The organism is Streptomyces sp. A0642 (assembly GCF_004795105.1).
Classification (GTDB): domain Bacteria; phylum Actinomycetota; class Actinomycetes; order Streptomycetales; family Streptomycetaceae; genus Streptomyces.
The window spans coordinates 231195-255486 of the sequence record NZ_SSBL01000006.1; the positions used below are offsets into that span (position 1 = coordinate 231195).

A 24292-nucleotide genomic window follows, 5' to 3' on the forward strand; every position below is an offset into this window, starting at 1 on the left:
ATGGTGACGCAGGTTGTCTTGTTTGCCGTGCAGGGTGGTGCGCATGAACCAGGACACCCCCACCCAGCACACCCCACCCATCCAGGGCATCGCCGTCCAGAGCACTGCCGGTGATGCCCCGCTGACGGGCCGGATCGCACTCGTCGCCGGAGCCACCCGCGGCGCCGGACGCGCACTCGCCGTCGAGCTCGGCCGGCTCGGCGCGACGGTCTACGTCACCGGCCGCACCACCCGTGCGCGTGCCAGCGAGGTCGGCCGGCCCACGGAGACCATCGAGGAGACCGGCGAACTGGTGTCGGCGGCCGGCGGCACGGGTATCGCGGTGCCCACCGATCACCTCGACGAGGATCAGGTACGCGCCCTCGTGGGGCGTATCGAGCGCGAGCAGGGACGGCTGGACATCCTCGTCAACGACCTGTGGGGCGGCGAGCACCTCCTCGTCGGGTCCGTGTTCGGCAAGAAGAGCTGGGAGACCCCCCTCGCCGACGGCCTGCGCATCCTGGAACTCGGAGTCCGTTCCCACGTGGTCACTGCGGCGCTGGCCCTCCCGCTCCTGGTGCGTTCCGATGCCCCGCTCCATATCGAGGTCACCGACGGCACGGCGGCCTCCAACCGCCGCTACCGCGAGAACCTCTTCTACGACCTCGCCAAGAACGCACCGATCCGGATCGCCTTCGGACTGGGGGAGGAGCTGGCGGAGTACGGCGGGATGGCCGTCGCGGTCACACCGGGCTTCCTGCGCTCGGAGCAGATGCTCGCCTACTTCGGGGTGAGCGAGGAGAACTGGCGGGACGCCGTCGCCCGGGAACCGGCCTTCGCCATCGCCGAGTCACCGCACTACCTCGCCCGGGGGGTCGCCGCGCTCGCCGCGGACCCGGACCGGTCGGCGCGCTGGAACAAGAAGTCCGCCTCCAGCGCGGAGCTGGCCAGGGCCTACGGCGTACGCGACGTGGACGGCAGCCAGCCCGACGGCTGGGCGTATTTCGAGGACACCCGGTACGGCGGCAAGGACGGCTCGGCGGACGAGTACCGCTGAGCACCGCCACCGGACGCAGACGCGGCTGCCGCCGGGCGTCACGGCGGCCGTGAATGGCAGGCGCCCAGTCCCTGCGCCGGGCTTTGGGCCGAGGGAGGCCGGGCGCCGACGGTTCCGTCGCACAGGTGAGCGATTGACACGTCCCCCCTTGGGCAGTGGGTGGAGGCGAGGGAGGTCTGCCAGGGTGCCAGGTGCGCAGCGGGTTGGCTTCACTGTCCTGGCGGTCAGTAGGCTGGTGGGAGTGTGCACGTGGCGGGAAGGGGGCGGGGATGAGAGCGGTGCGGGCATTGGCCACGCTCGATGAGGTCGAGCTCGGTGACCATGTCTGCTGGCGCCTGCAGGCACCCGGGGTCCTGTACGAGGATGCGTGGCCCTACGTGGCCGATGGCGCCTTGTACGGGGACAAGATCGTGGTCGTAGGCTCTGGGGGCCCGTCTTCCTCTGCCCCTTTTGACGAGGGCCTGCGGCCCGCGGGCACGGTGGTCCTCGACCTTCCCCCCTCCACGGACTGCGACGGGGTGGTGGCCGCGGTGCGCCGCGAGGCCCGTACCGCCGCCCGGGAGGGATTCCGGGCGGTACGCGTGCTGACCGAGCGGATGCCCGTCACGGCGCCGGGGGCGGCGGAGGAACTGCTGGCTCAGGAACTGAAGCTGGACGAGTTCGCCGCCGAGAGCGGTGCCATGGTGGTGTGCGCGTTCCGGCCTTCCGAATGGAATGGGCCTACGCTGGAACATGTGGCGAGTGTGCATCCGCATGAAATGGGCACACGTGCACAGCGTCCGGCGTTCCGGATGTACTGCACGGGTAGCGACATGTGGAGCGTGGACGGAGTGATCGACTCAGAGGGCGCTCTCGCGTTCAACGCTGCCGCCCGAGCGGCCGTACGCGGTACCAGCACGGTGACGCTGCGCTTCGACCGCCTTGAGATGATCGACGCCGCCGGCATGCACGCCCTCATCGACGCGGCCCGCCACCGTCCCGGCCGCCGGATCGTCGTCGAGGGCGCCAACGAGACCGTGCGCCTGGTCTGGGAGCTGGCGGGCTACGCCGGCGCAGGTCTGCCGGTGGTGATGGCCGCATGAGCACGGCCCTGCCCTCCAAGCCGTCCGGAGCGCCGGAACCGGCCGAGCAGGCCCCGGGCGAATTCCGCCACGAGCTGTATCCCTACCGGGGCGAGGATCAGTTCCTGACCGGGACCCTGGGCTTCATCCACGAAGCCCTGGAGGCCGACGAAGCCGTCGTCGTCGCGGTGCCACCGGACAAGACGTCACTCCTCCAGGGCGAACTGGCCGACGAGCCCGCCGTCACCTTCGTCGACTCCGCGACCGCGGGACCCAACCCGGGGCGCCTCATCGCTGCGTGGACGGCCTGGCTGGCGCAGCAGGGCGACGGAGGCCGGCCCGTACGGGGCATCGGCGAGAGCGCCTGGCGCCCGGCGCGGAGCGCCGGACACCTGGCGGAGCTGCGCTACCACGAGTGGCTCGTGAACCAGGCCTTCGCCCAGAGCCCTGCGTACTCGATGCTGTGCCCCTTCGACGACGCTGACCAGGACCAGAGCGCCTTGCAGGCTGTGTCCCGCTGCCACCCCCTGATCCGCCAGGACGGGCAGTACATGTCCAACGCGGAGTACCTCACCGACGGGGTGTATCCCTTCGAGGCCCTCCAGGCACCGTGCGACCCGTACCAGGAGATCAGCTACACGGACGGCGACCTGGCCGCGATCCGCTCCAAGGTCTCCCAGTGCGCCGCCGACGCGGGCGTCCCCGAGCAGCAGCGGGCGAAGCTGGCTGTGGCCGTCACGGAGATCGCGACGAACAGCATCCGCCACGGCGGAGGCAGCGGCACCATGCGCACCTGGGCCCAGGAGGCGGAGTTCATCTGCGAGTTCCGCGACGCGGGCTACATCCCGGACGTGATGGCCGGCCGCATCCGCCCACCCGTGGATCAGATCGGCGGCCGCGGCCTGTGGCTGGCCCACCAGCTCTGTGACCTGGTCCAGATCCGCTCCGAGCCGGACCGGGGCACTACCGTCCGCCTCCATATGGACACCGCACGGTAAAGCGGCAGGCTGCTCGTACGGAATCGGTGCTCGTCACCGGCCGGGTGCGGGCCACAGGACGGGCAGGGCACCGGCGCGACCCGAGACGCTCCCGGAGATCGACCACCTTCGGCTCAAGGCCGTTCCGGTCCACTGCCCCGGACTCGACGCCCTCACCGGTCACGTCCGGTCCTTCGCCCCGATGCTCACCGAGCGCCGAGGCGAACGGCTCCCGCCGTGGCTAGGGCGTGTTTCGAAAGTAGCGCCGTCCGCCCGGAGGGCGGGCTCGGCGGCGTCTGGTGCGTGCGATCGCAAGGCGGAGGGTGGCCCCGATACTGGCTGTATCGGGGCGACCCCGACAACGCGGCGAGCAATGGGGTCTCCCCTGCTCGAGCGAAGCCGAGAGCTCGGGGAAGTGCCAGGCGTCGCCGAGCAGGCGGGACTTTCGAAACACGCCCTAGACGCCGTCCGACAAGACGACCTCCCCGGCCTCCACACCCTCGCCGTGGGCATCGAACGTGACCGCGATGCCGTCATCGCCGGCCTCACCCTGCCCTTGAGCTGCGGCGGCGTCGAAGGACACGTCACGCGGATCCAGATGCTCACGCGCCAGATGTCCGGACGGGCCGGCTTCGCTCTGCTGCGGAGGAGATTCTTCGGGCCAGCTGACCACAGCCATCCATAGGGTGACGAGGACGAGACAAGAGCACGATGGCCTGGGGGCGTCAGTCCGAGGTGCCGCTGCGCCGGGCGTAGGCGCGGGCGGCGCGGGCACGGTCGCCGCAGCGTGTGGAGCACCAGTGGCGCCGGCCGTGGGTGCGCAGGAGGAACCGGTCGCAGGGGGCTGATCCGCAGGCGGCGAGGATCTCGGCGTCGGGACCGGTGAGCAGGTCGGCGGCGTCGGCGGCGAGGGTCGCCAGTGCGTGGTTGACGGCCTGGTCGGTGGGGTGTGCCTGGATGCGGCGCAGCCCCTGGGCCCCGTCCCAGGCAAGGAGGGGGGCGGTGGGCATGGCCGTGAGGGCCTCGTTCACCGCGCGCAGGGATTCCTCGGGCGGGGTCGTGGTGTCGACGCGGGCGGCGAACAGGGCCCGGACATGGGTGCGCAGTGTGCGCATCCGCTGCGCACACACCTCGTACAGCTGCACGTCCGGGGCGGTCAGGTCGTGGGCGGCGAGCCAGCGCATGGCGGATTCCGGGGCGGCGAGCAGGTCGTAGCTCTGGCCGGCGGGCAGGGTGGCGGCGGTGTCGGCGAAATCGAGGGAGCGGTACCGGTCGGCACCCGGGACCGGGGGCAGAGCGATCGGTGCCACGTCGGTGGCCAGGGTGTCGTCCATACGTCTCATGGTATCGCTTGCTTTTTTCCGTGACTCCTGGCTAACCTGAACTCACGTTAAACGCAGACTTTATTCGTGAGAAATGGAGACGGTGATGTCCCAGCTCAACGCCGGCCAGTTCCCGGTCCGCACCTTTGGCGGTCCGACCGCCCTGTTCGAGTACGGCGGCCTGCGCTTTCTGACCGATCCGACCTTCGACGGCCCCGGCGACTACGCCTCACAAGGCGGCCCGACCCTGACCAAGACCGCCTCCTCCACCACCACTCCTGCCGACCTCGGCCCCATCGACGTGGTCCTGCTCTCCCACGACGAGCACGCGGACAACCTCGACACCTCCGGCCGCGCCCTGCTGGCCGACGTCCCCCTCACCCTCACCACCCCCGGTGGCGGCAAGCGCCTCGGGGCGAAGGCCAAGGGCCTGGCCGACTGGGAGTCGACCGAGCTGGAGCGCCCGGGCGGCGGCACCATCACGGTGACCGGAGTCCCCGCCATCCACGGACCCGGTGCGCGTGAGGAGATCGAGCCCTTCACCGGCCAGGTCGTCGGCTTCGTCCTGACGGGCGAGGGTCTGCCGACGGTCTACGTCAGCGGCGACAACGCCTCGCTCGACGCGGTCAGGGAGATCGCCGACCGCTTCGCCCCGATCGACACCGCCCTCCTGTTCGCCGGAGCACCCCGCTTCCCCATGCTCTTCGACGGCCGACCGGTCGTCCTGGACAGCGCGCAGGCCGCCGAGGCCACCCGGATTCTTGACGCCCGACGCGTGGTCCCGGTCCACCACGACAGCTGGGCCCACTTCACCGAGGGCCGCGACGAGCTGGAGGCGGCCTTCGCCGCCGCGGACCTGACCGACCGCCTCGACCAGGACTGGGCGCAGCGCGCCTGAGCCCGGACCGCAACTCAGGAACGCCGGGGCTCCCCACACGCAGAGCCCCGGCACTGGGAACAACCCTTCGATACGTCCCCTGGGCCGTGCCAGAACGACAGAGAGGGACCCGAGCGCATGTCCCCCGGAACCAACTCCGGCCTCGTGCACCGCTTTTACCAGGCCCTTCAGCAGGGCGACTACGACACGCTCACCGGGATGCTTGACCCGGACTTCGTCTTCTACCCCTAGATCGACAGTCCCCGGCCCGGTGTCGCAGGGTTCATCGACGCGGAGAAGAAGCACGTCGACGCCTGTTCCGACACCGACCGACGGTCCTCGACACCGTCGCCGAGGCCGACAAGGTCGGCGCCTGCGTCGTGATCGAACGAGACCAGGGCGGCGACGACTACGACACCCCCCACGCGGAGAGACTGCGCGACGCCTGTGAACCCCGCCACGGCTCGTTGGACCGGCCCGGGTTCCGCGCCCCCGCCGGGCTATGCCGGAATCAGACCGGGCGGGGGCCGGCACCGGCGACCTTGAACACCGGCCAGCCGATCTCCGTACGCCACTCCTCGGCGACCGGGGTGTCGCGCGGGCCCACGAGGTAGGTTTCGCGCACCGGCCCGGCCACGGCGAGCGCGTGGCCGGCGACCCACCTGCCCAACTCGCCGTAGGTGACGTCGATGGTGTCGTGGGGCCCCGGGTGCACGGTGACCGCCAGCTCGGCCGGCGGCAACTCGGTGCCGTGGACGCGCCCCAGGTCCCGCACGGGCGCGGCGACCGGGAGGTACACGAGTACGTCCCCGCGGCCCTCGCTGAACAGCGCGTTGTCGTAGAGGCCGCCCGCGGGGCCCGTCGGCGCGTCGATGACGGCGTCCAGCTCGGCCATCGCCCCCGCGTACCAGGACAGCACCTCCTCGTGGGTGACCGTGCCCCGCACCGCGGCCACGTGCCACCCGGGCGCGTGGCGCAGCTCGACGGCGACACCGGCCGGTTCGGGGCGCAGCAGCCGTCGCAGCGACGCGACGGCCGCCTGCGTCCGCGACAGCTGGTCCTGGAGCCGCTGGAGGTGTTCGCCCACCAGGTGCGCACGCACGGTCGGGTCCTGGGTGAGCAGGATCCTCCGGACGTCGGCGAGCGGAACGTCGAGCTCCCGCAGCCGGGAGATGACCTGGGCGGTGGGGATCTGGCCGGGGTCGTAGTACCGGTAGCCGCTCGACGGGTCCACGTGCGCGGGCTCCAGCAGCCCGGCCTCGTGGTAGCGGCGCAGCGTACGGATGCTCAGGTGGGTCAGCCGGGAGAACTCGCCGATCGTCAGCACGCCCCTACTCTGCACCCTCCCGCAGGGGGAGAGTGCAGCGCTTGACCCGGCTGCCGCGGGAGGCGGCACGCTCGGGCACATGACCAGTGCATCTTTCTCTACCGATCTCGCGGGGCGTCTCGCCGTCGTCACCGGCGCCGGACGGGGCACCGGCGCCGCGATCACGGCCCGCCTGCGCGCGGCCGGCGCCACCGTGCTTCCGACGGCCCGCACGGCGCCCGCGACCGCGGCGACCGATCCGCTCTTCGTCACGGCCGACATGACCACCCCGGACGGCGTCGGCACCGTGGTGTCGGCGGTGCGCGACCGGCTCGGCACGCCGGACGTCATCGTGCACACGCTCGGCGGCTCGCACGCGCCGGCCGGCGGCTTCGCCGCCCTCACCGACGCCCACTGGCAGGACGAGCTCGCCCTCAACCTGCTGGCGGCCGTACGCCTCGACCGCGCACTGCTCCCGGCGATGCGGGACGCGGGCCGGGGCGCCGTCGTCCACGTCTCCTCCATCCAGCGCCGGCTGCCGCTGCCCGACGCCACACTCGGCTACGCCGCCGCCAAGGCCCCACTGACCACGTACAGCAAGGGCCTCGCCCGGGAACTGGCCCCGCACGGAGTACGGGTCAACGTCGTCTCCCCGGGCGCGATCGCGACGGAGGGCACCACGGCCCTCGTCGCCCGGATCGCCGACGCACAGGGCATCGACCGGGCCGCGGCCTGGGACCAGGTGCTGGCCTCGCTCGGTGGCATCCCCCTCGGCCGCCCGGCACGCCCCGAGGAGGTGGCCGAGCTGGTCGCCTTCCTCGTCTCCGACCGCGCCGCCGCCATCACGGGTGCCGAGCACACCATCGACGGCGGCACCGTCCCCACCCTCTGACCGCATCCCGCACGCAGGAGAGCACCCGCATGACCCCGAACGGCCTGCCCGTCCGCATCCGGACGTACCTCGACGCCCACACCCGCCACGGCGTGCCCACGGCGGCCGGCTGCTTCGGCCCCGCCCCGGTGGTCGTGGACGACGGCCGCACCCACCGCGGCCGCGACGCGGTCCTGGCCTGGCTCGACAAGACATCCACCGAGTACACCTACACGAGCACCACCCTCACCGCCGTCCGGCACGACGACCGGCGCTGGACGCTGACCCGACGCCTCGAAGGCGACTTCCCCGGCGGCACTGTGGACCTCGCCCACGCCTTCACGCTCGACGACGGCGGCCGCATCACCGAACTCACCATCACCGCGTGCATGTGAACACCCCGCGGGGGTAGTCGGGCGTGGTCGTCCGACCGGGTGACTTCCGTACAGGGGGGTATTCCTTGAACGCATCAACACACCGTTTACGGACCAGACTCGGCGTGGTCTGCCTCGCCGCCGTCACGCTCCTGACCGTCGCGGGTTCACCTCGCGCGGCCACGGTCGTGCCGGGCCGGGCCGCCACCGCGGCGGAGCTGACCGACGCCACGCTCGGCTACCGCGCCGACAGCCGTGCGGACGGCTTCGTCGCCGGGGCGACGGCGGCGCCGCCCTACCGCGCGTTGTGGTCACGGGACTTCGGGAGGGCCGTCTCGGCACCGGTCGCGGTCGGCGACCGGGTGTACGCCGTCGTCAACGCCGACGACGGCACCGAGGGCGGGCCGCGCATGATGCTCGTCGGTCTCGACGCCGCCACCGGCAAGGACCTGTGGCCGGCGGTCTCCCTCGAACAGAACGAGCCGCAGGCTGGGGTCTCCTACGGGGGCGGCCTGCTCTACACCCAGACGGCGCGCGGCACGATCGCCGCGTGGGACCCGGCCACCGGACGGCGGAAGTGGTCGCTGACGCTGGACTCGGCGTCCATGCAGTACCCGCCCGTCTGGTACGACGGTCTGCTCTACCTCCAGGACGGCCGCGGCACCGCCCTCGCGCTGCGCGCCGACACGGGGGCCCGGGTGTGGACGGCGCCGCTCGCCGAGTACTCCTGGGCGCCGACCGTCGTGGATGCCACCGGGGTGTGGATCGGCTTCGACGGCATCGCCTGGCACCACCTCGCCCTCAAGACGGGTGCAACACTGCACCACTTCGAGGTGCCCGACCGCTCGGGCGCCTACGGCAATCCGGTCGCCCTCGGCGCCGGCGCCGCCTGGATGCGCAGCAGCTCCGGCGACGACGACGGGACGGTCACCGCGTACGACCAGAAGACCGGTGCGGCCGTACGGACGCTGCCCGCCGACGCGACCCCGGCGTTCGGGCCGGGCCGCGTGTACCTCGCCCACCACGGGGAGGTGCGGGCCCTGCGCACGAGCACCTACCAGGCGGCTTGGACCTACACCAGCAAGGTGCGGGCGGCCACCGTGCGGCTGGTCGCGGGCGGCTACGTGTACGTGGAGGACGGCGACGGACGCCTCGTCGTGCTCGACGAGCGGACCGGATCCGTACGGTGGACGTACCGGCGCTACCCCGAGCCGCCGCCCATGTCGCCCAACCCCGCCGAGGACGACTGGCGCGGCTTCGTCGTGCCCGGCATCGCGACGTCCGGCTCCCGCCTTTTCGTCCCGGCGGCCGACGGCGCACTGGTCGCCTTCGGTAAGGCGTAGACCGGACCCGGGGCCCGGCACCGTGCTCACACGCACCGTGCCGGGCCGCGCCCTTAGGACCACGTGACGACCGGGAGGCCGGTCACCACGTGACAACCGGGAGACCGGGGAGCCCGATCGCGGGCCAGGCGGAACGGCGTCATCCTCCCGACGTCGTCGCCCCGACCGGGTCGTACGGCTCAGGCATCGTCGCGCAACCGGGCCGCCAGCGAGGCCAGCGGCTCGGCCTCCTCGGTGTGGCCGAGGGCGTTCAGCCGGGAGAGAGCTGATTCCAGACGGCTGAGGGCCGGCGCGGTGCGCTCCAGGTAGATGCCCTCCACCGCACTCGCGAGACGCATGCACTCGGCCCACTCAGCGGCGCGGTCCCGGTTGGCATCCGGCTCGCCGAGGTCACCCAGGGTCTTCTCCAGGGCGGACAGGGAGGCCTCGTACTCACCGGCGTAGGCATGGACCCGCCCGTGCTCGTAGCCCAGGGCCGTGTCGAGGGAACGGCCTCCCGCCTCGAAGGCGGCGGCACGGGCCTCGTCGGCGATCCGGCCGGCCTCGGCGAGGTGGGCGAGGGCGTCGGCAAGACCGTCGGCGCCCTCCCGCTCGGCCTGGAGACGGGCGAGTTCGCGCAGGGCGTTGCTGAGCTGCTCGTAGCGCGGGGCGAGGGCGTGGGCGGCGATCGCTTGGGCCATCACCTCACGGGCCCTGCCGAATTCGCCCGACTCGCCGAGGAGTACGGCCGTCTCGGCGGCGATCATGGCGTGGCTGCCCGGGTCGTCCCCCCAGCCCGCCGACTCGGCGGCCAGCGCGACGAACTCCGCCGTGGCGGCCTTCAGATCCGCCCCCGCGTGCAGCGCCCGGGCGCGGGTCAGGCGCAGCTGCGCGACGAGCCGGTCGTCCAGCTCTCCGGCGGCGACGCCGGGATCCGCCAGGAGGGAGTCGAGCAGGGCGATGCAGTCCTCGATGCGGCCCAGGTCGAGGCTGAGCTGCGCCGCGTTGCTGTAGCTGCAGAACGCCTCGGTCCGGCTGCCGCGGCGAAGATCCAGCTCCGCCGAGCGCGTCAGATGCCGCAGGGCCTCGTCGGGGCGGCCCAGGTGCATGCAGGCTTCGGCCAGATCACCGTGCAGCCGGCCGCTGTCGGCGGCCACGGTCACCCACTCGCCGGCCAGTCGCACCCCTTCGGCCAGATCCGCGTACGCCGCCTGCGCGTCCTGGCGGCCGAGGTTGATGCGGCCACGCAGTCCCAGCGCGCGGGGCAGATGCCAGGCGGGGCCGTGCTCCTTCAGCCGGAGAAGGAGGGCGTCGAGCTCGGTCACCGCCGTCGCCAGGTCACCGGAGACGCCGTGCGTGCCGGCCCGGAGCAGCGCGGCACCGGACACCTGCCCGCCGAGGCCGTGCCGGTCGGCGAACGCGTGCAGCAGTTCCACCTCGGCGAACGCCGCCGCCCGGTGCTCCTCGCTCACCGACGTCTGCAGGCGCAGGCCGAGCACGGTCGCGCGCAGCCGCAGCAGACGGGCCTCCACGTGGGGGGCCAGTCCGGGCGTTCCCTCGTGCAGCCGGACCATTGCCGCGTGCGCGGCTGTCAGCGCGGCGGCCTTGGTCTCGGCCCCGTCGTCGCCGTCCCCGGGGATCTGGGCGACGGCGAGTGCCGCGTAGGCATGGGAGAGCACCGCCTCACCCGTTACTCCGGCGTCCTCGTAGAGCCCTGCGGCCTCCTCGTGCAGGTCGGCGGCCTCGGCGAAGTCGTCCCTCTCCCCGGCCCGGCCCGCCTCATCGGCCAGCAGGTCCGCGCGCAGTCGTACGAAAGGGCCCACGGCCGGGTCGTCGGGGTGGGTGTAGCCGCGGGCGGCGACGAGCTTGCGCAGCCGGGCCCAGCAGAGCTGCGCGTCGGGGTGCCCCTGCTCGTGCAGGTCCCTGGCCCGCAGGATGAGCGCGGGCAGTTCCTCGGGGAGGTCGGCGCTCTTGCGGGCGGTGGACGCCGCGACCGGGGCGGCGGCGGCCGGGTCCACCTCGTCCAGGGTGCGGGTGCGCAGGGTCAGTTCGAGGGAGTCCAGCAGCGGCGTACGGTCGAGGCGGGCCCGGCGGCGGTCGGTGAGGGCCGTGGTTCCGTTGCGGGCGTCGAAGCGGGCGGCGAGGTCGTCGGCGCGTCCGCGCACTTCGGCACCCAGGCCGGTGACCGTCCAGCTGCGGCCCGCGTATCCGGCAGCGGGCAGCTCGCCGTGGCCGAGGGACTCGACGCGCCGCAGGAGAACGTCCACTCCGGTGAGGAAGTCGAACAGGTCCAGCGGCGAGTCCACCTCGTCGAACAGGTTCCGGTTCTCGGCCAGCAGTTCCAGGCCGCGTGCCTCGTTTCCGGTGAGCGCGCAGAACTCCAGGTGCCGGCCGACCTCCCCGGCCATGGAGGCGTTGCGGCGGCATCCCCGGTAGCCCGCGAGGTGCACTGCGCGGGCCCGGTCGGTGTCGCCGGTGCGCAGCAGGGGCAGCAGCGCGTGCGAGAAGGAGCGGGCGGGCTCCTCCTGGCAGGACTCCTGCCCGGCCAGGACGGGTTCCCAGGCGCGCAGCGCGCGCTCGTCGTCGCCTGCCGCCAGGTGATGGAGGGCGCGCTCGCAGATCTCGCAGGCCTCGCAGTCGCTGTACGCGGTACGGGTGCGGCCCGCCCACAGCTCGTACGCGACGGCGGTGTCCTCACCGCGGTGCGAGGCGAGTTGGTACACCTGCCCGTAATACGGCTGGAGGCCGAGACCGGCCTTCTCGTACCGGTCCTTCATCTCCTTGAGCCACTGGCCCAGGCTGGCCAGCGGTATCTCGGGCAGTGCGCGCAGAGCGTTGGCGACCCACTTGAAACGCCAGAACAGCGTGTGCCGCAGGCGCTCGTCGAAGACGTCGGGCTGCTCGTCGAAGAGGGTGAGCAGCCGGGCGAAGACGACGGGCGACTTGCGCGGCTCGGAGCCGTAGGCGTACGCCTCCTGGAGTTCGAGGAGGGTACGGACCAGAGCGAGGGGATCCTCGAACCGCTCGGCTACGTCGACGAGTTCCTCGGCGGTGACGGTGCGCGTGCGGCCGTAGGGACGCCGCTGGTTCTCGTGAAGTGCCTGGTACAGCTCGTCGGTGTTCTGGGGTGCGGTCGGCATCGTCAGCTGTCCTTGCGGAGGGCGTGGGCGAGGAGGTCGAGGAAGGAGCGGTTGATCAGGCTCGACTCGGCGGGCCTGAGCGGACGCCGGGACAACAGCGCGGCCTGCCCGTAGAGGGCTTCGGCACTGGTGCGGGCCAGTTCGGGTTCGTCGATGGCGAGCGCGGTGCGGACGAGCGGGTTCAGCTGGTTGAGGATCAGCTGGGCGCGCGGGGCCTCCTGGCGCAGCGCGCCGAGGATGTCGCCCCACAGCCCGCCCTCCTGCTCACGGGCGAGCTGAGAGCGGGTGCGTTCGTGCCGGGCCTCGCGGCTGTCGATGAGGAGGGCGGGGGCGGAGGCGGGCTGGAAGGTGCGCAGCGCGACGTCGCAGTCGAAGACGGCGAGGGCGTCACGGGCCCGGGCGAGGTAAGAGGCAGCGGCCAGTTCCGTCTCGCGCTCGACGGGGTCGAGGTGTGCGGTGAGGGTCACCGGGTCGAGGTCGGCGACGCTGGTCTCGGGCCTGATCTCGGGGAGCCGGTGAACCAGTTCACGGTCATAGGTGTAGCCGCCGTTGACGACACCGAGTCCGGCGGCGGAAGCGATCGCCGCGACCTGCCGGAACTCCTCCACGCTCGACGTGACGAGGACGGTGCGGTGGGTGCGCGCGAACTCGTCGAGGCTGGTGGAACCGTCCGTGGTCTCGAACGGCAGCCAGGGCAGCAGCATCCGCAGGATCTCGTCGTCGTGCACCGCGAGCGACTTCACGGCCAGGTGGTGGGCCTGGAGGAAGCGGGCGAGCAGGTCGGGATCGCTGGCGGCCGCCCGGGCGATCCACGCCCGGAGCCGCTCGGCCAGGGCGTCGCGGACGGCCGCGAGGGTGTCGTCCTCGTACAGGGCCTCCCGGGAGGCGGTCGGGCGCAGACTCTCGGCGTCGACCACGCAGCGGACGAAGAACGCCCACTCGGGCAGAATCTCCTCGGCCTGCTCGGACAGCAGCATGCCCTTGACGTGCACTCGGTGGCCATGGCGACGCCCGGTCGGCACCGTCTCGGGCAGCACGCACGCGATGCCCTTGAGCCCCACGGCCGGCAGGTCCAGATCGATGGTGTCCAGCGGCTTGAAGCCGAAGACCGTCTCGCCGTAGGCGGCCAGCGCCCGGGAACGGGCGCCCGGCGTGGGGTACGCGCCCTGCCAGGGCGCGGGCTCGGGATTGACCCGGGCGCCCGGGCCGCCGGAGCCGTCGTCGAAGGTCACCGGGTGACGGAGCAGCGAGCCGAAGTGCCGGGCCAGCGCGTGCACCTGCCCCGGACGGGTCCACTCGCCCGCGTCGGCGCGCGGTGTCAGCGTGACGGTGGTTCCGGGGCGCGGGCGGGCGGAGACCGGCAGAGTGCGGACGCTGTAACTGCCGTCGCCGCGCCCGCGCCACTCCACCACGGGTGCGTCGGAGGTGCGGGCGGAGCGGCTGACGACCAGGATCTCGTCCGCGACCAGGAAGCAGGACAGCAGGCCGATCCCGAACTGGCCGATGAAGTCGGCGCGTTGCTCCGCGATCTGGTCGGCGCGCTTGCTGCTCCGGCCGATCGTGGCAAGGAAGGTGTGCACGTCTGCCTCGGTGAGACCGACGCCGTCGTCCTCGACGCGTACGACCGCACCGTCGGCGTACAGACGGATGCCGGGGGCGGCGGGGACGCCCGGTTCCAGCCCCTGCCGGGCGGTCAGGGCGTCCACCGCGTTCTGCAGCAGTTCGCGGAGGTAGACGCGCGGGCTGGAGTAGAGGTGGTGCGAGAGGAGATCGACGAGGCCGCGCAGGTCCACCTGAAAGGTGCGGTCGGCGTCGGCCGGGTTCGAGGCGGTGTCGGGCAGAGTCATCGGGCAGTCCGGTGTGGGAGAGGCGGCTGTTACAGGAAGGCGGAGCGGGCCCGGGACCGGGCCGCAAGCCGGGATGCGGACCCTGTCCGGCGCTCAGGCTCGGCGGTGCTGGCGGGCGAACTGCTTCTCGGGTTCCGCGAAATAGGTCCAGGGCCACTCGGTGTAGGCACCGTCGAGCGTCTGGAAGACGCGCGCGGCCGTGTGGCGTTCACCCGCGAGCGTCAGCGCCATCGCGAACACGTTGAAGTCGTGCTGCCACCCTGGGCGCCGCGCGTAGGCGGGGTGGAGGATGCTGTGGTCGGCCGCGTTGCGCAACTCGGCCTGGATCGCGGCAGTGCGCAGACAGGTCGCCTCGTCCGACTCGACCCAGTCCTCGATGTGCGCCATGGCGATCACGCAGCCGATCCGGTCACCGCGCGGAGCACGGGCGAACGCTTCGCGGGCGAACGCCATGGCTTCGCCCGGTTCACCGCCCCAGCGAGGCTGCAACTGCGAAACCCATTCGATGTGGGTCTCCAGGTCCAGCGGGGCGCGGCGCAGAGCGGCCTCGAGCCGGGTCTCGTTGACCGTTTTGCCCAACGACATGCCGCGGCCCGAGGTGAGCAGCCGGCGCCACGGTGTGACCCAGTCCGGTCGCAGCTCGGCCGCCTGGAACAGTTGCTCCTCGGCGATGTCGAGGCGCTCGTGAAAGACCCGCCACTGCTCCTGAGTGACGTTGACGGCCCGCGCACTGGTGCGCGCTTCCCAGCCCCAGCTGATGTGGCGCGTCCCGGATATCAGCAGAGCCGTCGCCCGGTGCTCCTCGTCCTGCTCCACGGCCCGGCCGATCCACTCCTGCACACCGTCCAGGTCGGCCAGCTCGCCCAGCACTTGGTGGTCGGTGCCGAGGTCGAAGGGCCCCAGCGCCGCCTTGACCGCCTCCCAGTCCCCAGCACCGGCTGCCTCGACCAGCGCGAGCACCCGGGCGTCCCCGAGCGCGCGCAGCGTGTACATGCCGTTCCGCTGTCTGCGCGGCACGGGAAGGGCGTGCGGATCCACCGCCGGTCTCTCGCCGCCCCTGCCGAAAAGCTTGCCGAACATGCCGCGCCCTCCCCTGGTCCCGCGTGATCGTCCGGTGCAGCATAAGGGGCCACCCCGCCCTCACTTCCACAGGGTATTCACGGTTGCTTCATGAATCCGGTGCGGGTCGCGCCGCCCGCAAGTGCCCGGCGATTCCGGGGGAGGGAGGGCTGGAGGAACGGGGTCCCGGACGGTTCGGAGGGGCCCGTCGGTGAGGGCCCGGTCGGCATAGCGCGCGCTGCCCGGCCTGCCGGGGGTGCGGAATGCTGGCCTCGATCCGGTCGACGTGGGCACGTATGGCTCGAAGGCCTTTTGGGCTACCGAGTGAACCGGTGTCTGCCTCCGTCCGTCGGGATCTCGGCTGCAACCCCGCACGACAACCAGCCCTGATCCCTCTGGTGCAAGGGATGCTGCCGATCCGATCCCATCGCGGTCCGCGGTGCCGCACACCCTGAAAGCTCCCCGCCGAGAAGGCTTACGACGCGGCCACCTGATCGCCGCCCTCGCGACCGGCTTCGACGGTGCGGTGGCACTGTCCCGCAAGGACGTCGCCGCGGTCCTGCCCGGAGTCGCCCTCGCGATCTCCCTCGTACCTCCGCTCGTCGTCACGGGCGTCTGCACGGGCCAAACCGCATGGTGGCTCGCGCTGGGTGCCCTGGTGCTCTTCCTGTCGCACCTCTCCGCCCTGGTCTTCGCGGGCATGGTGGTCTTCGCCGCCCTCGGGCACACCCTCGACGCCCGGGATCGACGCCGGCGCGCGCCTCGCCCCGCGTACGTCATGCTCGGCCTGCTGTTCCCCGCGGTACTGCTTCCGCTGGCCGCCAACACGGTCACCACCGTGCTGCTACCTGGGCCTCGCGGACGCGAAGCAGCGCGCAACGGCGGCTGTCACGCACCCCGGGAGCAGCCGTCACCAGCGTCGACGCACAGGCCAGACTCTGTACGTCCATGTACGCAGCCCCGGGGATCTCCGGCCGATCGAGGACCTTCTCCACGACCTCGAAGGGGAGATCCCGGACGGCGTCCCCCTCGTGGTCGACACCACCCGAGGCCAGCAGATCACCGCCGGGAAGGTCGGGGAATAGCGTCTCTCTACGGCGAGGTGTCCCCGTCCTGGGCCGTGCCTGAGGTCCCGACGACAAGAAAGAGCCTGGCCGTTGCGGCCTCACAGAAGAGAGTGACGGTGAGCAGTCCCGTCTGCTGGGCGAGGGTGGAGTCGAGGCAGCCGAGGAGACTGAGGCTCGGGAGGACGGCCACGCGCTCGGAGAGGCCGCCCGCTTTGGGAGGCGGGGCGGGGGAGTGGGCCGAGGGGCGGCGAGCAGTCGACCGTGACTGATCCTGTGCACAGGACCAGGTGGGTGTCGCCTCGGCCCAAGCGGAGCGACGAGAGCCGCTACCCAGGGGGCGTGGTGGCCGGCTGCGAATATGCGGGCGATCATGCGCGCGCCGATTTCAGGGGCGGCGTCTGGGGTCGAGGCCCGCGGCCCTGGCAACCCTCGGGCCGGTCGGCCCATGAGTGGGGATACAGAGACTGAAGTGCGTGAGCACGGTGCGGTCTTGACTGACTGGACCCCGGGGCTGGGCTCGGTGCGCGCCTCTTGCAGGACAGAGTGAGGCCGCCTCGGCAGTCGACCCCTTTGCCGGCCTTCGCCCGCGGATGGGAGTGCAGGGTGAAGGGTGGGTGAAGATCTGCGGAGGCGCAGGGCCAGTGGGGCATTCGGCTCGTTTTGCTGGACTGGAAGGGCGTCGGCGTTGGATGGCCGGGGTGCGCCAGGTTCCGCCCCTTCGTACCGGGCGAGCCGCAGGCACCGGAACGCGAGCCCTTTAGGGCACACCGCACAAGCGATTCGCCCTCCACGTCACGCGCTTGCGCGCTGCAGCTGGACACGGGGACCAATGAATAGCCGAGCAACACCTGCGCTGCCGAGCAGACCGGAACATCTGATTGGACGGGTGGAGGAACAGCGCGTCCTTCTGCGGATGCTGCTGCGCAGCCGAGTGACGACGATTACGGGCCACGCGGGCATCGGCAAGAGCACGCTCGCCGCGCACACGATGGCGCGGCTCGCCCGGTCAGGGCAGGGGCGGCTGATCGTCGCGCAGTGGTGGCAGCCCGGCCGTACCGACGGTGTCCGGGAGGGGCTGTGCGAGGCGGTCGGTCTGCCGGCGGACGCTCCGGTGGCGGAACTCTGCGCGGCGCTGGGGCGTGAGCGCACACTGCTGCTTGTCGACGATGTGGATCCGTGCCGCCGGGCTGTGGCTCGGCTGTTGCAGCAGCTGCTGATGTCGCAGCCGCAAGTGCGGGTGCTCGCCACCTCTCGCGCGCCGCTCGGCTTGGGAGAGGAAAGGATTCTTCGGCTGGGGCCGCTGGGCTCCGCGGAAGGGCCTCTCCTGTACCGGTCCCGAGTGCCAGGCAACTGGCACGCCGAGGACGAGGCCGGCCTGGCGAGCTTGTGCGCCACGCTGGACAACAACCCCCTGGCGATCGTCCTCGCCACGGAACCGGATCTGGCCGGCCTGCCGAAACGTCACACCTCGATGTACCGCGCGGAAGGCGCCGGCGCCCGACTGCTGGAGGAGGACGAGAGGACCGTATGGGCCCGGCTCGCTGTCCTGCCCGCGTCCTTCGACATGGCTACGGCACATGCGGTGGCCGCCTATACAAGCAGTACGACGAAACTCAACGTGGATGCCGCAGTCGTCCGGCTGCACCAGCATTCCGTACTGGTCTCCGGTGAGGATCCTGGCGCCGTGCGGCCACCGCGTTTCCGTCTCACCCCTTCCGCGCGCGTGTGGGGTCTTCGTCATCTCCATGAACGCGGAGAACACGGCGAGGCCTTGCGCCGGATGAAACTGCAAGCTCAGATCATCGCCGCGGAAGCCCGGAAGCTGTGGCACCAAGGCCATCAGCGCCAGGCTCTGGACAAGGTGGAGGAGAACTGGCCGCTACTGGAGGCAGAAGCTACGAGCCTGACGACGGACCGCGAAGCGCAGCTCGGAATCTGCGTCGATCTATGGTTCTGGTGGGCCACCCGCGGTCAGGCCGCCACCGGCCTGAGCCTGCTCCGCCAGCACCTGCCCCACGTCGAACCCGCATCTCTGGCGCGCTGCGAGGCATTGACGCTCGCCGCTCATCTCGCACTGGCCTGCGGCAGCGAAATGTCCCACTCACTCTTGTCCGAGTCCTGGGACGCGGCCGTCGCCGAGGGCGCGCTTTCGCTCTTCAGTGCCGCACTCACTGTGCAGGCGTATCACGCGGCCGCCCAGAAGGACTGGGATCAGGCGCACCAACTGCTGCGGACTGCCGATGTGCTGACCGGCAACTCGGGTGCCGACTGGACGGCCGGCCCGTCGATCGGGCAAGGCTGGTCCTACCTTGCCGCCGAACTGGCCCTCAGCGGGCAACTCGCGCCGGCTGCCTACGCCGCTGAGCGGGCCGAGTGCACCACCGACACCAATCGGGACGCGTGGGCCCACACCCACCTGCTCTATGCACAGGCCATCAGGCACCATCGCCACGGACGGGCCGCGGCCGCATGGCGCGCATGCCACGTGGCACTTGAAGCCGTCCGGCACCACCACTTCACCGACCTGCACGGCGCATTGCACACCCTGGCCGAATCCCTGGAACAGACAATGCCGCGTTTGAAGGGACTGCTCCCGAGCCCGCACTACCCGAGGGACCTGGAACACCCCGCACCGTGACTCTGAGCTGCCTGGGTTTGCGGGATCTCGCGGGGCCTCTGCAACTCTGCTCCCGACATGTGGAGTTGTGGGTCTGGCAGCGCTCGGCGGAGGTGAGCAAGCCGGTCCGGCTTTCGTGGTCGGCCTCGGCCTGGCGGATCCTCACCCGCATGGCTTCCTCATGGATTCCGAGATCCCGAGCCGCGCGGGCGCGCGGACGGCCCGAATGCCCTACCTCACGGACCGCTCGCTCCCAGAGCTCGCCTGATCCTTCCTGGGTGCGGACAACGGACGTGTGCTGCCCATCTGCCCGACCTGCCCGGGCCCGGCGTGGGGGCCGCTACGTCGGGCTCTCAGCGAGTTTCTCGCCATCCTTGACGATGACGATGACGATGACGATGACGATGACGATGACGCTCGCGCTCGCGATCGGGTGGCTTCGCGGGGGAGTGGGGCGGGGCCGGGCGGCCCGAAGGGCTGCTCGTCCGGACCACCCCCTCGCCGCCCGTGCGTGACGCTGTATCGGCGCCGGTCAGAAGGGCTTGGTCGGCAGGTACTTGCCGTCCAGGGTGATGACGGCGCGCTCGCCGCCCTCGGGGTCGGCGACCTTCTTCACGTCGAGCCTGAAGTTGATGGCGGAGATGATTCCGTCGCCGAACTGCTCGTGGACCAGGGCCTTGAGGGTCGTGCCGTACACCTGGAGCATCTCGTAGAAGCGGTACATGGTCGGGTCGGACGGGATTCGGCCGGGCATCGAACCGCGGAGCGGGATGGTCTGCAGCAGCATGGCGGCGCCGTCGTCCAGGCCCAGCAGATCGGCCACGGCCTTCGCGGACTTCTCCGGCAGCGGGTGCTGGCCGAGGACTGCGGCGGTGGTGAAGGCCACCGACAGGCCTGAGGCGTCAGCGATCTGCTGCCAGGAGAGGTTCATGACGGTCTTGGCCTTCACGGCCTCAGCGGCCAGGGCCTCACGGGCGGTCGAGTCGAACTGTGCGTGCATCATGATCAGTACGTTCTTTTCTCAGCTGGGCCACTTCACGAGCAGGGGGCTGCGGAGTGGCGGGTGGGGGATGGGTGTTACTCGGTCGGAAGGCGGGAGCCGGAGGTGTCAGGCCGCGATCGGGGCGGTCAGGTCCTGGACGCGGCCGGTGAGGATGTCGAAGACCCAGCCGTGCAGGGCGACCTTCCCCTGCGCCACGGCCCTGGCGACCGAGGGGTGGGTTGCCAGGTTCGCCAGCTGGGCCAGCACGTTCTGCCGTACCAGGGCTGGAACGTCACGGTCGGTGGAGGTACGGGCCACCGAGGCGTCCGCATGCCGCAGCCAGGTGGCGATCGCCGGTGAGCCGCTGAGGTCGTGACCCTCCACGAGTGCGGTCATCGCGCCGCACGCGGAGTGACCGCAGACGACGATGTCCTCGACACCCAGCGCGGTGACGGCGTACTCGATGCTCGCCGCGATCCCGTCGCTCCCGGGAGTGTAGGCGGGCACCAGGTTGCCGGCGGTGCGGATGACGAACAGGTCGCCCGGCTCCGTGCAGGTGATCAGCTCGGGGACCACCCGTGCGTCCGAGCAGCTGATGAAGAGCGTGTGGGGTGTGTGATGCGTGGCCAGGCGGGCGAAAAGCTCCGCCTTGGCGGGGAAGACGTCCCGCTGGAAGCGGGCGACGCCCTCGGTCAGATCCTGCATAGTCACTCCGTTCGAGTGGTGATCGGCCCCTGAGGGCTGACGGAATCCACCATGCATGGCCTTTGCCTATAGTGTCCAAGAGTCATTAGGCATAGGAGCTATCGACCGCATCTATAGTCAGCTCCATGGCTGTCCTCGAACTGCGTCACCTGCGGTATCTGCTCGCCGTGGCCGAACACGGCAACTTCACCCGCGCCGCCGAGGCGCTGCACATCTCCCAGCCCACCCTCTCCCAGCAGATCAAGCAGCTGGAGCGGACCCTGGGGGTGCAGCTGCTGGACCGCACCGGCCGCACGGTGCGACTCACCGACGCCGGCGCCGTCTACACCGACCACGCCCGACGCGCACTGCGTGACCTTGCCGCCGCCGAACGCGCCGTCCACGACGTCCAGGACCTCTCCCGCGGCCACCTGCGCCTCGGCGTCACTCCGTCGTTCACGGCCTACCTCATGGGCCCCCTCATCGCCGAGCTGCACACCCGCCACCCCGGCATCGATCTCACCCTGGTGGAGATGACCCAGGACCGCATCGAAGTGGCCCTGCTCGCCGACGGCCTCGATCTCGGCATCGCCTTCGCTGACGCCCACCTTCCGGGCATCACGGCCACCGCCTTGTTCACCGAGGCGCTCACTCTGGTCATCGGCACCCCCCGCCCCGGCGCCGTCCACACCGCCCCGCTCGCCGTAGGGAAGCTCGCCGACCGGCAACTTGCCCTGCTCAGTGATGACTTCGCCACGCGCCATCACATCGACGCCTACTTCACCCGCCACCGGATCACCCCGCGCATCACGGTCGAGGCCAACTCCATCCAAGCCCTCACCGAGATCGTCCGGCGCACCGCCCTCGCGACTGTCCTGCCCGACGCCGTCACCCACGACCATCCCCACCTCACGCCGGTCCCCCTCGATCCGCCCCTGCCCACCCGAACCGTCGCCCTCCTGCGACGCACGGACGCCTACGAAAGCGCCGCCGCCCTCGCCTTCTCCCGCCTCACCCACGACCTCGTCCGCACCCGCGGCTACACCCCCGCCCCGTAGCCCGCGGACCAGCCGATGAACCCACCCACCCGCGGATCGATCCTGCGCCCGGTGGTCGTGTACCCGGTGTGCGCTACGTGCGGGCACCAACAGCCTGAGCACTCCCGGGGCAGTACGACCCACTGCCTTCACTCCTACGGCCATGACACGTGGAACAACGACAGCTACGGAAACAGCCAGCAGAAGTACGGCGGTACGTGCGACTGTTCCGCTTTTCAGCACAAGGAGTCCACGCGGTGAAGCCCCGCTAGCGTCACCACGAGCGTGGCGGCCTCTCCGGCCCCTGGGCAGAACAGCGGTGTGCCATGATCGGCGAAGTGCCAGTCGTGTGCGGGGTGCCGCATGGAGGGTGAGGAGGGCGGGGGCGGGCCGGTGGCGGTGCCGTCCTCCGGGGGCGTATGACGCAATGGCGTGCGATGCATGAGGCCAGGGTGGCCGAACTCGCTTTCGTACTGCAGACGTTGGACTGTACGTGGGAGCTGCGGGCCACGGAGAGTGCGAGGCGGTCGACGCGGTTCGCTCGTCGGGCGCTGATGATCCGGCCGCGCTGGGACCTGCTCGACACCGGGTTCGAGAGGGTCGGCCACGACGCGACCCGCCGCGGAAGAGTGCGGGACGACGAACTGGTTGAACGCGTCCAACTCCGTCTGACCGACCGCGGGGGGCAGTGGACCGAGGTCCTGGACGCGTTCGCGGGGATGGCTGCCGCGCTGCGTACGTCGCTGGGCGAGCCGACGGACCGCAAGCCGGGCCCCGAGGCTGCGGTTCACTGGACCGGCGCCGACACCACCCTGATCCTCGGGCACTGGGGAGGCTCGGTGTACCTGGAGTTGGTGACGAACAAGCAGCTGTCCCTCGACGAGGAGCTCCGGCGCATGGACGAGGACGAGGAAGGGCCGCTGTGACGGAGTGGGACGCGTTCGAAGAAGGGCTCGCCGAGCAACTGTCCTCGCTGGGCGCCGGATCGGTCCTGATCGTCCGCGAGACCGGACGGACAGGGCGGTACGCGCAGTTTCTGCAGAGCGACGAAGGGCTGGGAGCCGAACTGGTCGGCGACCACCATCTCGACCCCGCGCTGCGCGCTGGAGAGACGGGCAGCCGGCTGATTGCCGAGGCGGGCTGGCAGCCGCCCCAGGACACCGTCTACGGTCACAACTGGGCGGTCGAGCTGCCCTGGCCCTCTCCTTCGGACGCCTACCGGGCCCTGGCGGCGATGACGGTGACCGGTCTGCGCGACGGCCTGCGGATCGCCGGGCCGCAGGCCCTCGTCTACGAAGCGTGGGACGGGCGCCGGGGCAATCGCCCCCTTGTCCTGCCCCTGTTGGGCCTCATGCCGGAAGACTGACGAGGGCGGCGAGCGGGGCATGTCCGTGGAGCGCACGAAAGCCCAGCGACTGGCACGGCTCGCCGCGCAGGTCGACTGGTCGAAGGTGATCGATCCCTACACCGGAGAACGGTTAGGGCCCGAGCTGTTGACAGGACTCTGGGCGGCCGACCGCCTCACGGCCGGCAGGACGTGCGAAATCCTGCACTACACGGCCAACGGCGACGGCAGTTCGGTAGGGATTCCGGCCGCCGAGATACTGCCGATTCTGGTCGGGGCGGCCCGGGACCCGGACGTGACCGTACGCTTCGACATCCTGCGGACGATCACCGACATCGCCGACACGGGCAATACCGCCCCGACCGCGAAGGTCGCCCCGATCCTCGAAGGCAGGTGGCGGCCCACCGTGGACCCGGCGTGGCCGCCCGCCTGGGAGCGAGCCGCCGACGGGCTGCTGCCGCTGCTCGACGACGACGATTCCCTCCTCCGGATCGCCGCAGTCGATGCACTCGCGCAGTCCGCCGCTCACGCGGACTCCCTGATCCCCCGTTTCCTGACGCTCTTCGTCAACGAGCCGGACCTCTGGCTGGCGGAGCGGCTCGTGCGGGGCGTCGGCGAACTCGCTCGCCACGCCACCCAGCGACGCGAAGAAGCGCTGGCGTGGCTGCGGCTGCGCCTGACAGTCGTCGAGACGGGAGCGGAGCCCGACCTCGAGGAGGACCCCGACGCCTGGTTCGCGTGGTTCGAAGAAATCCACCACGATGTCCGGCTCCCCGCCGCAGAGGCCCTAAGCCGCGCCCTGGCCCAGTGGCCTGAGTAGGACGAGGGCGGGCGCCGCCGCGTCGAGGGACGGCCGCAGGACGTATGCGAGGCGTTAGCCAAACATGAGCGGGGAGCGGGATGCTTCCACGTGTCAGCAGGTCAAGCGGGGTAGCGGCTCCCGCGTTCCGGGCCCCGACTGCACCTCCGTACTCGACCGCCATACACTCGGGGAATTCACCTGCGTACGACGTTCCACTTCCGCAAGCGCACCGCCACCATCGGCGCACTCACCGCCGCTTCCTTCGGTGGAGGGGCGGGAGAGGTCCTGGCAGAACTCCCGGCAGGTGATCGATGGGGTGCAGGGGCGGCGGGGGACCGGTCTGCTCCGTGGTGAGACCCGCTCGAGCATCAGGGCCCGTGGCAGACCGCCCACGAACGCTTTGCCTGCTGGAAAGCGGATGGCGTGTGGGCCAGGCCGTCCGAACACGCCCAGGTCCACGGTGACGCGGTGGGCGGCATCGGGTGGACCGTGTCGGCGGACTCCACCATCAATCGTGCCCACCAGCCCACCAGCCCACCAGCCCCCCGGCACCGGCGAAAAGGGGG

General features: G+C 71.3%; 22 protein-coding genes and 3 pseudogenes. 16 read left to right on the forward strand and 9 right to left on the reverse strand.

Going from position 1 to position 24292, the window contains the following annotated elements; all coding sequences use genetic code 11:
- Positions 1 to 43: 43 nt before the first annotated feature.
- From E6R60_RS14700 to E6R60_RS37365, 4 genes and pseudogenes are all read left to right on the forward strand, one after another.
- Positions 44 to 1036, forward strand: a complete 993-nt coding sequence (locus E6R60_RS14700; protein WP_136326989.1) for an SDR family oxidoreductase — start codon at positions 44 to 46, stop codon at positions 1034 to 1036.
- A gap of 278 nt (positions 1037 to 1314) precedes the next feature.
- A complete protein-coding gene (locus E6R60_RS14705; RefSeq protein ID WP_240802576.1) occupies positions 1315 to 2118 on the forward strand; it encodes an MEDS domain-containing protein in 804 nt (267 codons plus the stop codon).
- The gene (locus tag E6R60_RS14710) at positions 2115 to 3095 is read left to right on the forward strand and encodes a sensor histidine kinase (protein ID WP_136326991.1); all 981 of its coding nucleotides are present in this window, start codon (positions 2115 to 2117) and stop codon (positions 3093 to 3095) included. Before E6R60_RS14705 ends, E6R60_RS14710 begins: the two co-directional genes overlap by 4 nt.
- 481 nt (positions 3096 to 3576) lie before the next feature.
- Positions 3577 to 3759 (forward strand): annotated as a pseudogene (locus E6R60_RS37365) (ISL3 family transposase); the annotation flags it as partial.
- A 40-nt stretch (positions 3760 to 3799) separates the two neighbouring features.
- Here the strand turns inward: E6R60_RS37365 and E6R60_RS14720 are convergent.
- The gene (locus tag E6R60_RS14720; protein WP_136326993.1) at positions 3800 to 4408 is read right to left on the reverse strand and encodes an ABATE domain-containing protein; all 609 of its coding nucleotides are present in this window, start codon (positions 4406 to 4408) and stop codon (positions 3800 to 3802) included.
- A 94-nt stretch (positions 4409 to 4502) separates the two neighbouring features.
- Between E6R60_RS14720 and E6R60_RS14725 the strand changes: the two genes are divergently transcribed.
- Together E6R60_RS14725 and E6R60_RS37800 are read left to right on the forward strand one after the other, a co-directional pair.
- On the forward strand, positions 4503 to 5294 hold the full coding sequence (locus E6R60_RS14725; protein WP_136326994.1) for an MBL fold metallo-hydrolase: 792 nt from the start codon (positions 4503 to 4505) through the stop codon (positions 5292 to 5294).
- Between the two features lie 117 nt (positions 5295 to 5411).
- Positions 5412 to 5525, forward strand: a complete 114-nt coding sequence (locus E6R60_RS37800; RefSeq protein WP_276613959.1) for a nuclear transport factor 2 family protein — start codon at positions 5412 to 5414, stop codon at positions 5523 to 5525.
- Here E6R60_RS37800 and E6R60_RS36700 read toward each other — a convergent pair.
- Positions 5522 to 5698 (reverse strand): hypothetical protein, encoded by a 177-nt coding sequence (locus tag E6R60_RS36700; RefSeq protein WP_168713604.1) that lies wholly within the window; start codon positions 5696 to 5698, stop codon positions 5522 to 5524. The two genes, E6R60_RS37800 and E6R60_RS36700, sit on opposite strands and share 4 nt — an antisense overlap.
- An 86-nt stretch (positions 5699 to 5784) precedes the next feature.
- Positions 5785 to 6600 carry a MerR family transcriptional regulator gene (locus tag E6R60_RS14730; protein WP_136326995.1) on the reverse strand — a complete coding sequence of 272 codons (816 nt, stop codon included), beginning with the start codon at positions 6598 to 6600 and terminating at the stop codon, positions 5785 to 5787.
- 79 nt (positions 6601 to 6679) lie between these two features.
- On the opposite strand from E6R60_RS14730, the gene E6R60_RS14735 reads away from it, so the two are divergent.
- The 3 genes from E6R60_RS14735 (at position 6680) to E6R60_RS14745 (ending at position 9167) form a co-directional block, all read left to right on the forward strand.
- The gene (locus E6R60_RS14735) at positions 6680 to 7471 is read left to right on the forward strand and encodes an SDR family oxidoreductase (protein WP_136326996.1); all 792 of its coding nucleotides are present in this window, start codon (positions 6680 to 6682) and stop codon (positions 7469 to 7471) included.
- Positions 7472 to 7500: 29 nt separating this feature from the next.
- Positions 7501 to 7845 (forward strand): nuclear transport factor 2 family protein, encoded by a 345-nt coding sequence (locus E6R60_RS14740; RefSeq protein WP_136326997.1) that lies wholly within the window; start codon positions 7501 to 7503, stop codon positions 7843 to 7845.
- Positions 7846 to 7910: 65 nt separating this feature from the next.
- Positions 7911 to 9167 (forward strand): PQQ-binding-like beta-propeller repeat protein, encoded by a 1257-nt coding sequence (locus E6R60_RS14745; protein WP_136326998.1) that lies wholly within the window; start codon positions 7911 to 7913, stop codon positions 9165 to 9167.
- Positions 9168 to 9346: 179 nt separating this feature from the next.
- Here E6R60_RS14745 and E6R60_RS14750 read toward each other — a convergent pair whose 3' ends face one another.
- From E6R60_RS14750 to E6R60_RS14760, 3 genes are all read right to left on the reverse strand, one after another.
- Entirely contained in the window at positions 9347 to 12286 is a 2940-nt protein-coding gene (locus E6R60_RS14750) for a hypothetical protein (protein WP_136326999.1), read from the reverse strand.
- Between the two features lie 2 nt (positions 12287 to 12288).
- Positions 12289 to 14133 (reverse strand): HSP90 family protein, encoded by a 1845-nt coding sequence (locus tag E6R60_RS14755; RefSeq protein WP_136327000.1) that lies wholly within the window; start codon positions 14131 to 14133, stop codon positions 12289 to 12291.
- Positions 14134 to 14226: 93 nt separating this feature from the next.
- Positions 14227 to 15213 (reverse strand): hypothetical protein, encoded by a 987-nt coding sequence (locus tag E6R60_RS14760; protein WP_136327001.1) that lies wholly within the window; start codon positions 15211 to 15213, stop codon positions 14227 to 14229.
- Positions 15214 to 15718: 505 nt separating this feature from the next.
- Here E6R60_RS14760 and E6R60_RS37370 point away from each other — a divergent pair.
- Positions 15719 to 15823, forward strand: a pseudogene (locus E6R60_RS37370) (DUF389 domain-containing protein); the annotation flags it as partial.
- 461 nt (positions 15824 to 16284) lie between these two features.
- Here the strand turns inward: E6R60_RS37370 and E6R60_RS36705 are convergent.
- Positions 16285 to 16449, reverse strand: a complete 165-nt coding sequence (locus E6R60_RS36705) for a hypothetical protein (protein ID WP_168713605.1) — start codon at positions 16447 to 16449, stop codon at positions 16285 to 16287.
- Between the two features lie 696 nt (positions 16450 to 17145).
- Here E6R60_RS36705 and E6R60_RS14770 point away from each other — a divergent pair.
- A complete protein-coding gene (locus E6R60_RS14770) occupies positions 17146 to 18897 on the forward strand; it encodes an NACHT domain-containing protein (protein ID WP_168713606.1) in 1752 nt (583 codons plus the stop codon).
- A 511-nt stretch (positions 18898 to 19408) separates the two neighbouring features.
- On the opposite strand, the gene cynS is transcribed toward E6R60_RS14770, so the two are convergent.
- Both cynS and E6R60_RS14780 read right to left on the reverse strand, forming a co-directional pair.
- Entirely contained in the window at positions 19409 to 19879 is a 471-nt protein-coding gene (gene cynS / locus E6R60_RS14775; RefSeq protein ID WP_136327003.1) for a cyanase, read from the reverse strand.
- 105 nt (positions 19880 to 19984) lie between these two features.
- Complete coding sequence (locus E6R60_RS14780; protein WP_136327004.1) at positions 19985 to 20563, reverse strand: carbonic anhydrase; 579 nt, start codon at positions 20561 to 20563, stop codon at positions 19985 to 19987.
- A gap of 125 nt (positions 20564 to 20688) precedes the next feature.
- Here E6R60_RS14780 and cynR point away from each other — a divergent pair, with 125 nt between their 5' ends.
- From cynR to E6R60_RS37375, 5 genes and pseudogenes are all read left to right on the forward strand, one after another.
- A complete protein-coding gene (gene cynR / locus E6R60_RS14785) occupies positions 20689 to 21600 on the forward strand; it encodes a transcriptional regulator CynR (protein WP_136327005.1) in 912 nt (303 codons plus the stop codon).
- Positions 21601 to 22031: 431 nt separating this feature from the next.
- Positions 22032 to 22505, forward strand: a complete 474-nt coding sequence (locus E6R60_RS14790) for a DUF6301 family protein (protein WP_240802559.1) — start codon at positions 22032 to 22034, stop codon at positions 22503 to 22505.
- Positions 22502 to 22945 carry a hypothetical protein gene (locus E6R60_RS14795; RefSeq protein ID WP_136327007.1) on the forward strand — a complete coding sequence of 148 codons (444 nt, stop codon included), beginning with the start codon at positions 22502 to 22504 and terminating at the stop codon, positions 22943 to 22945. The genes E6R60_RS14790 and E6R60_RS14795 overlap by 4 nt, the downstream gene beginning before the upstream one ends.
- A 25-nt stretch (positions 22946 to 22970) precedes the next feature.
- Positions 22971 to 23744, forward strand: coding sequence for a hypothetical protein (locus E6R60_RS14800; protein ID WP_240802560.1), 774 nt, complete (start codon positions 22971 to 22973; stop codon positions 23742 to 23744).
- A gap of 247 nt (positions 23745 to 23991) precedes the next feature.
- Positions 23992 to 24251 (forward strand): annotated as a pseudogene (locus E6R60_RS37375) (transposase); the annotation flags it as partial.
- Between the last annotated feature and the right edge of the window lie 41 nt (positions 24252 to 24292).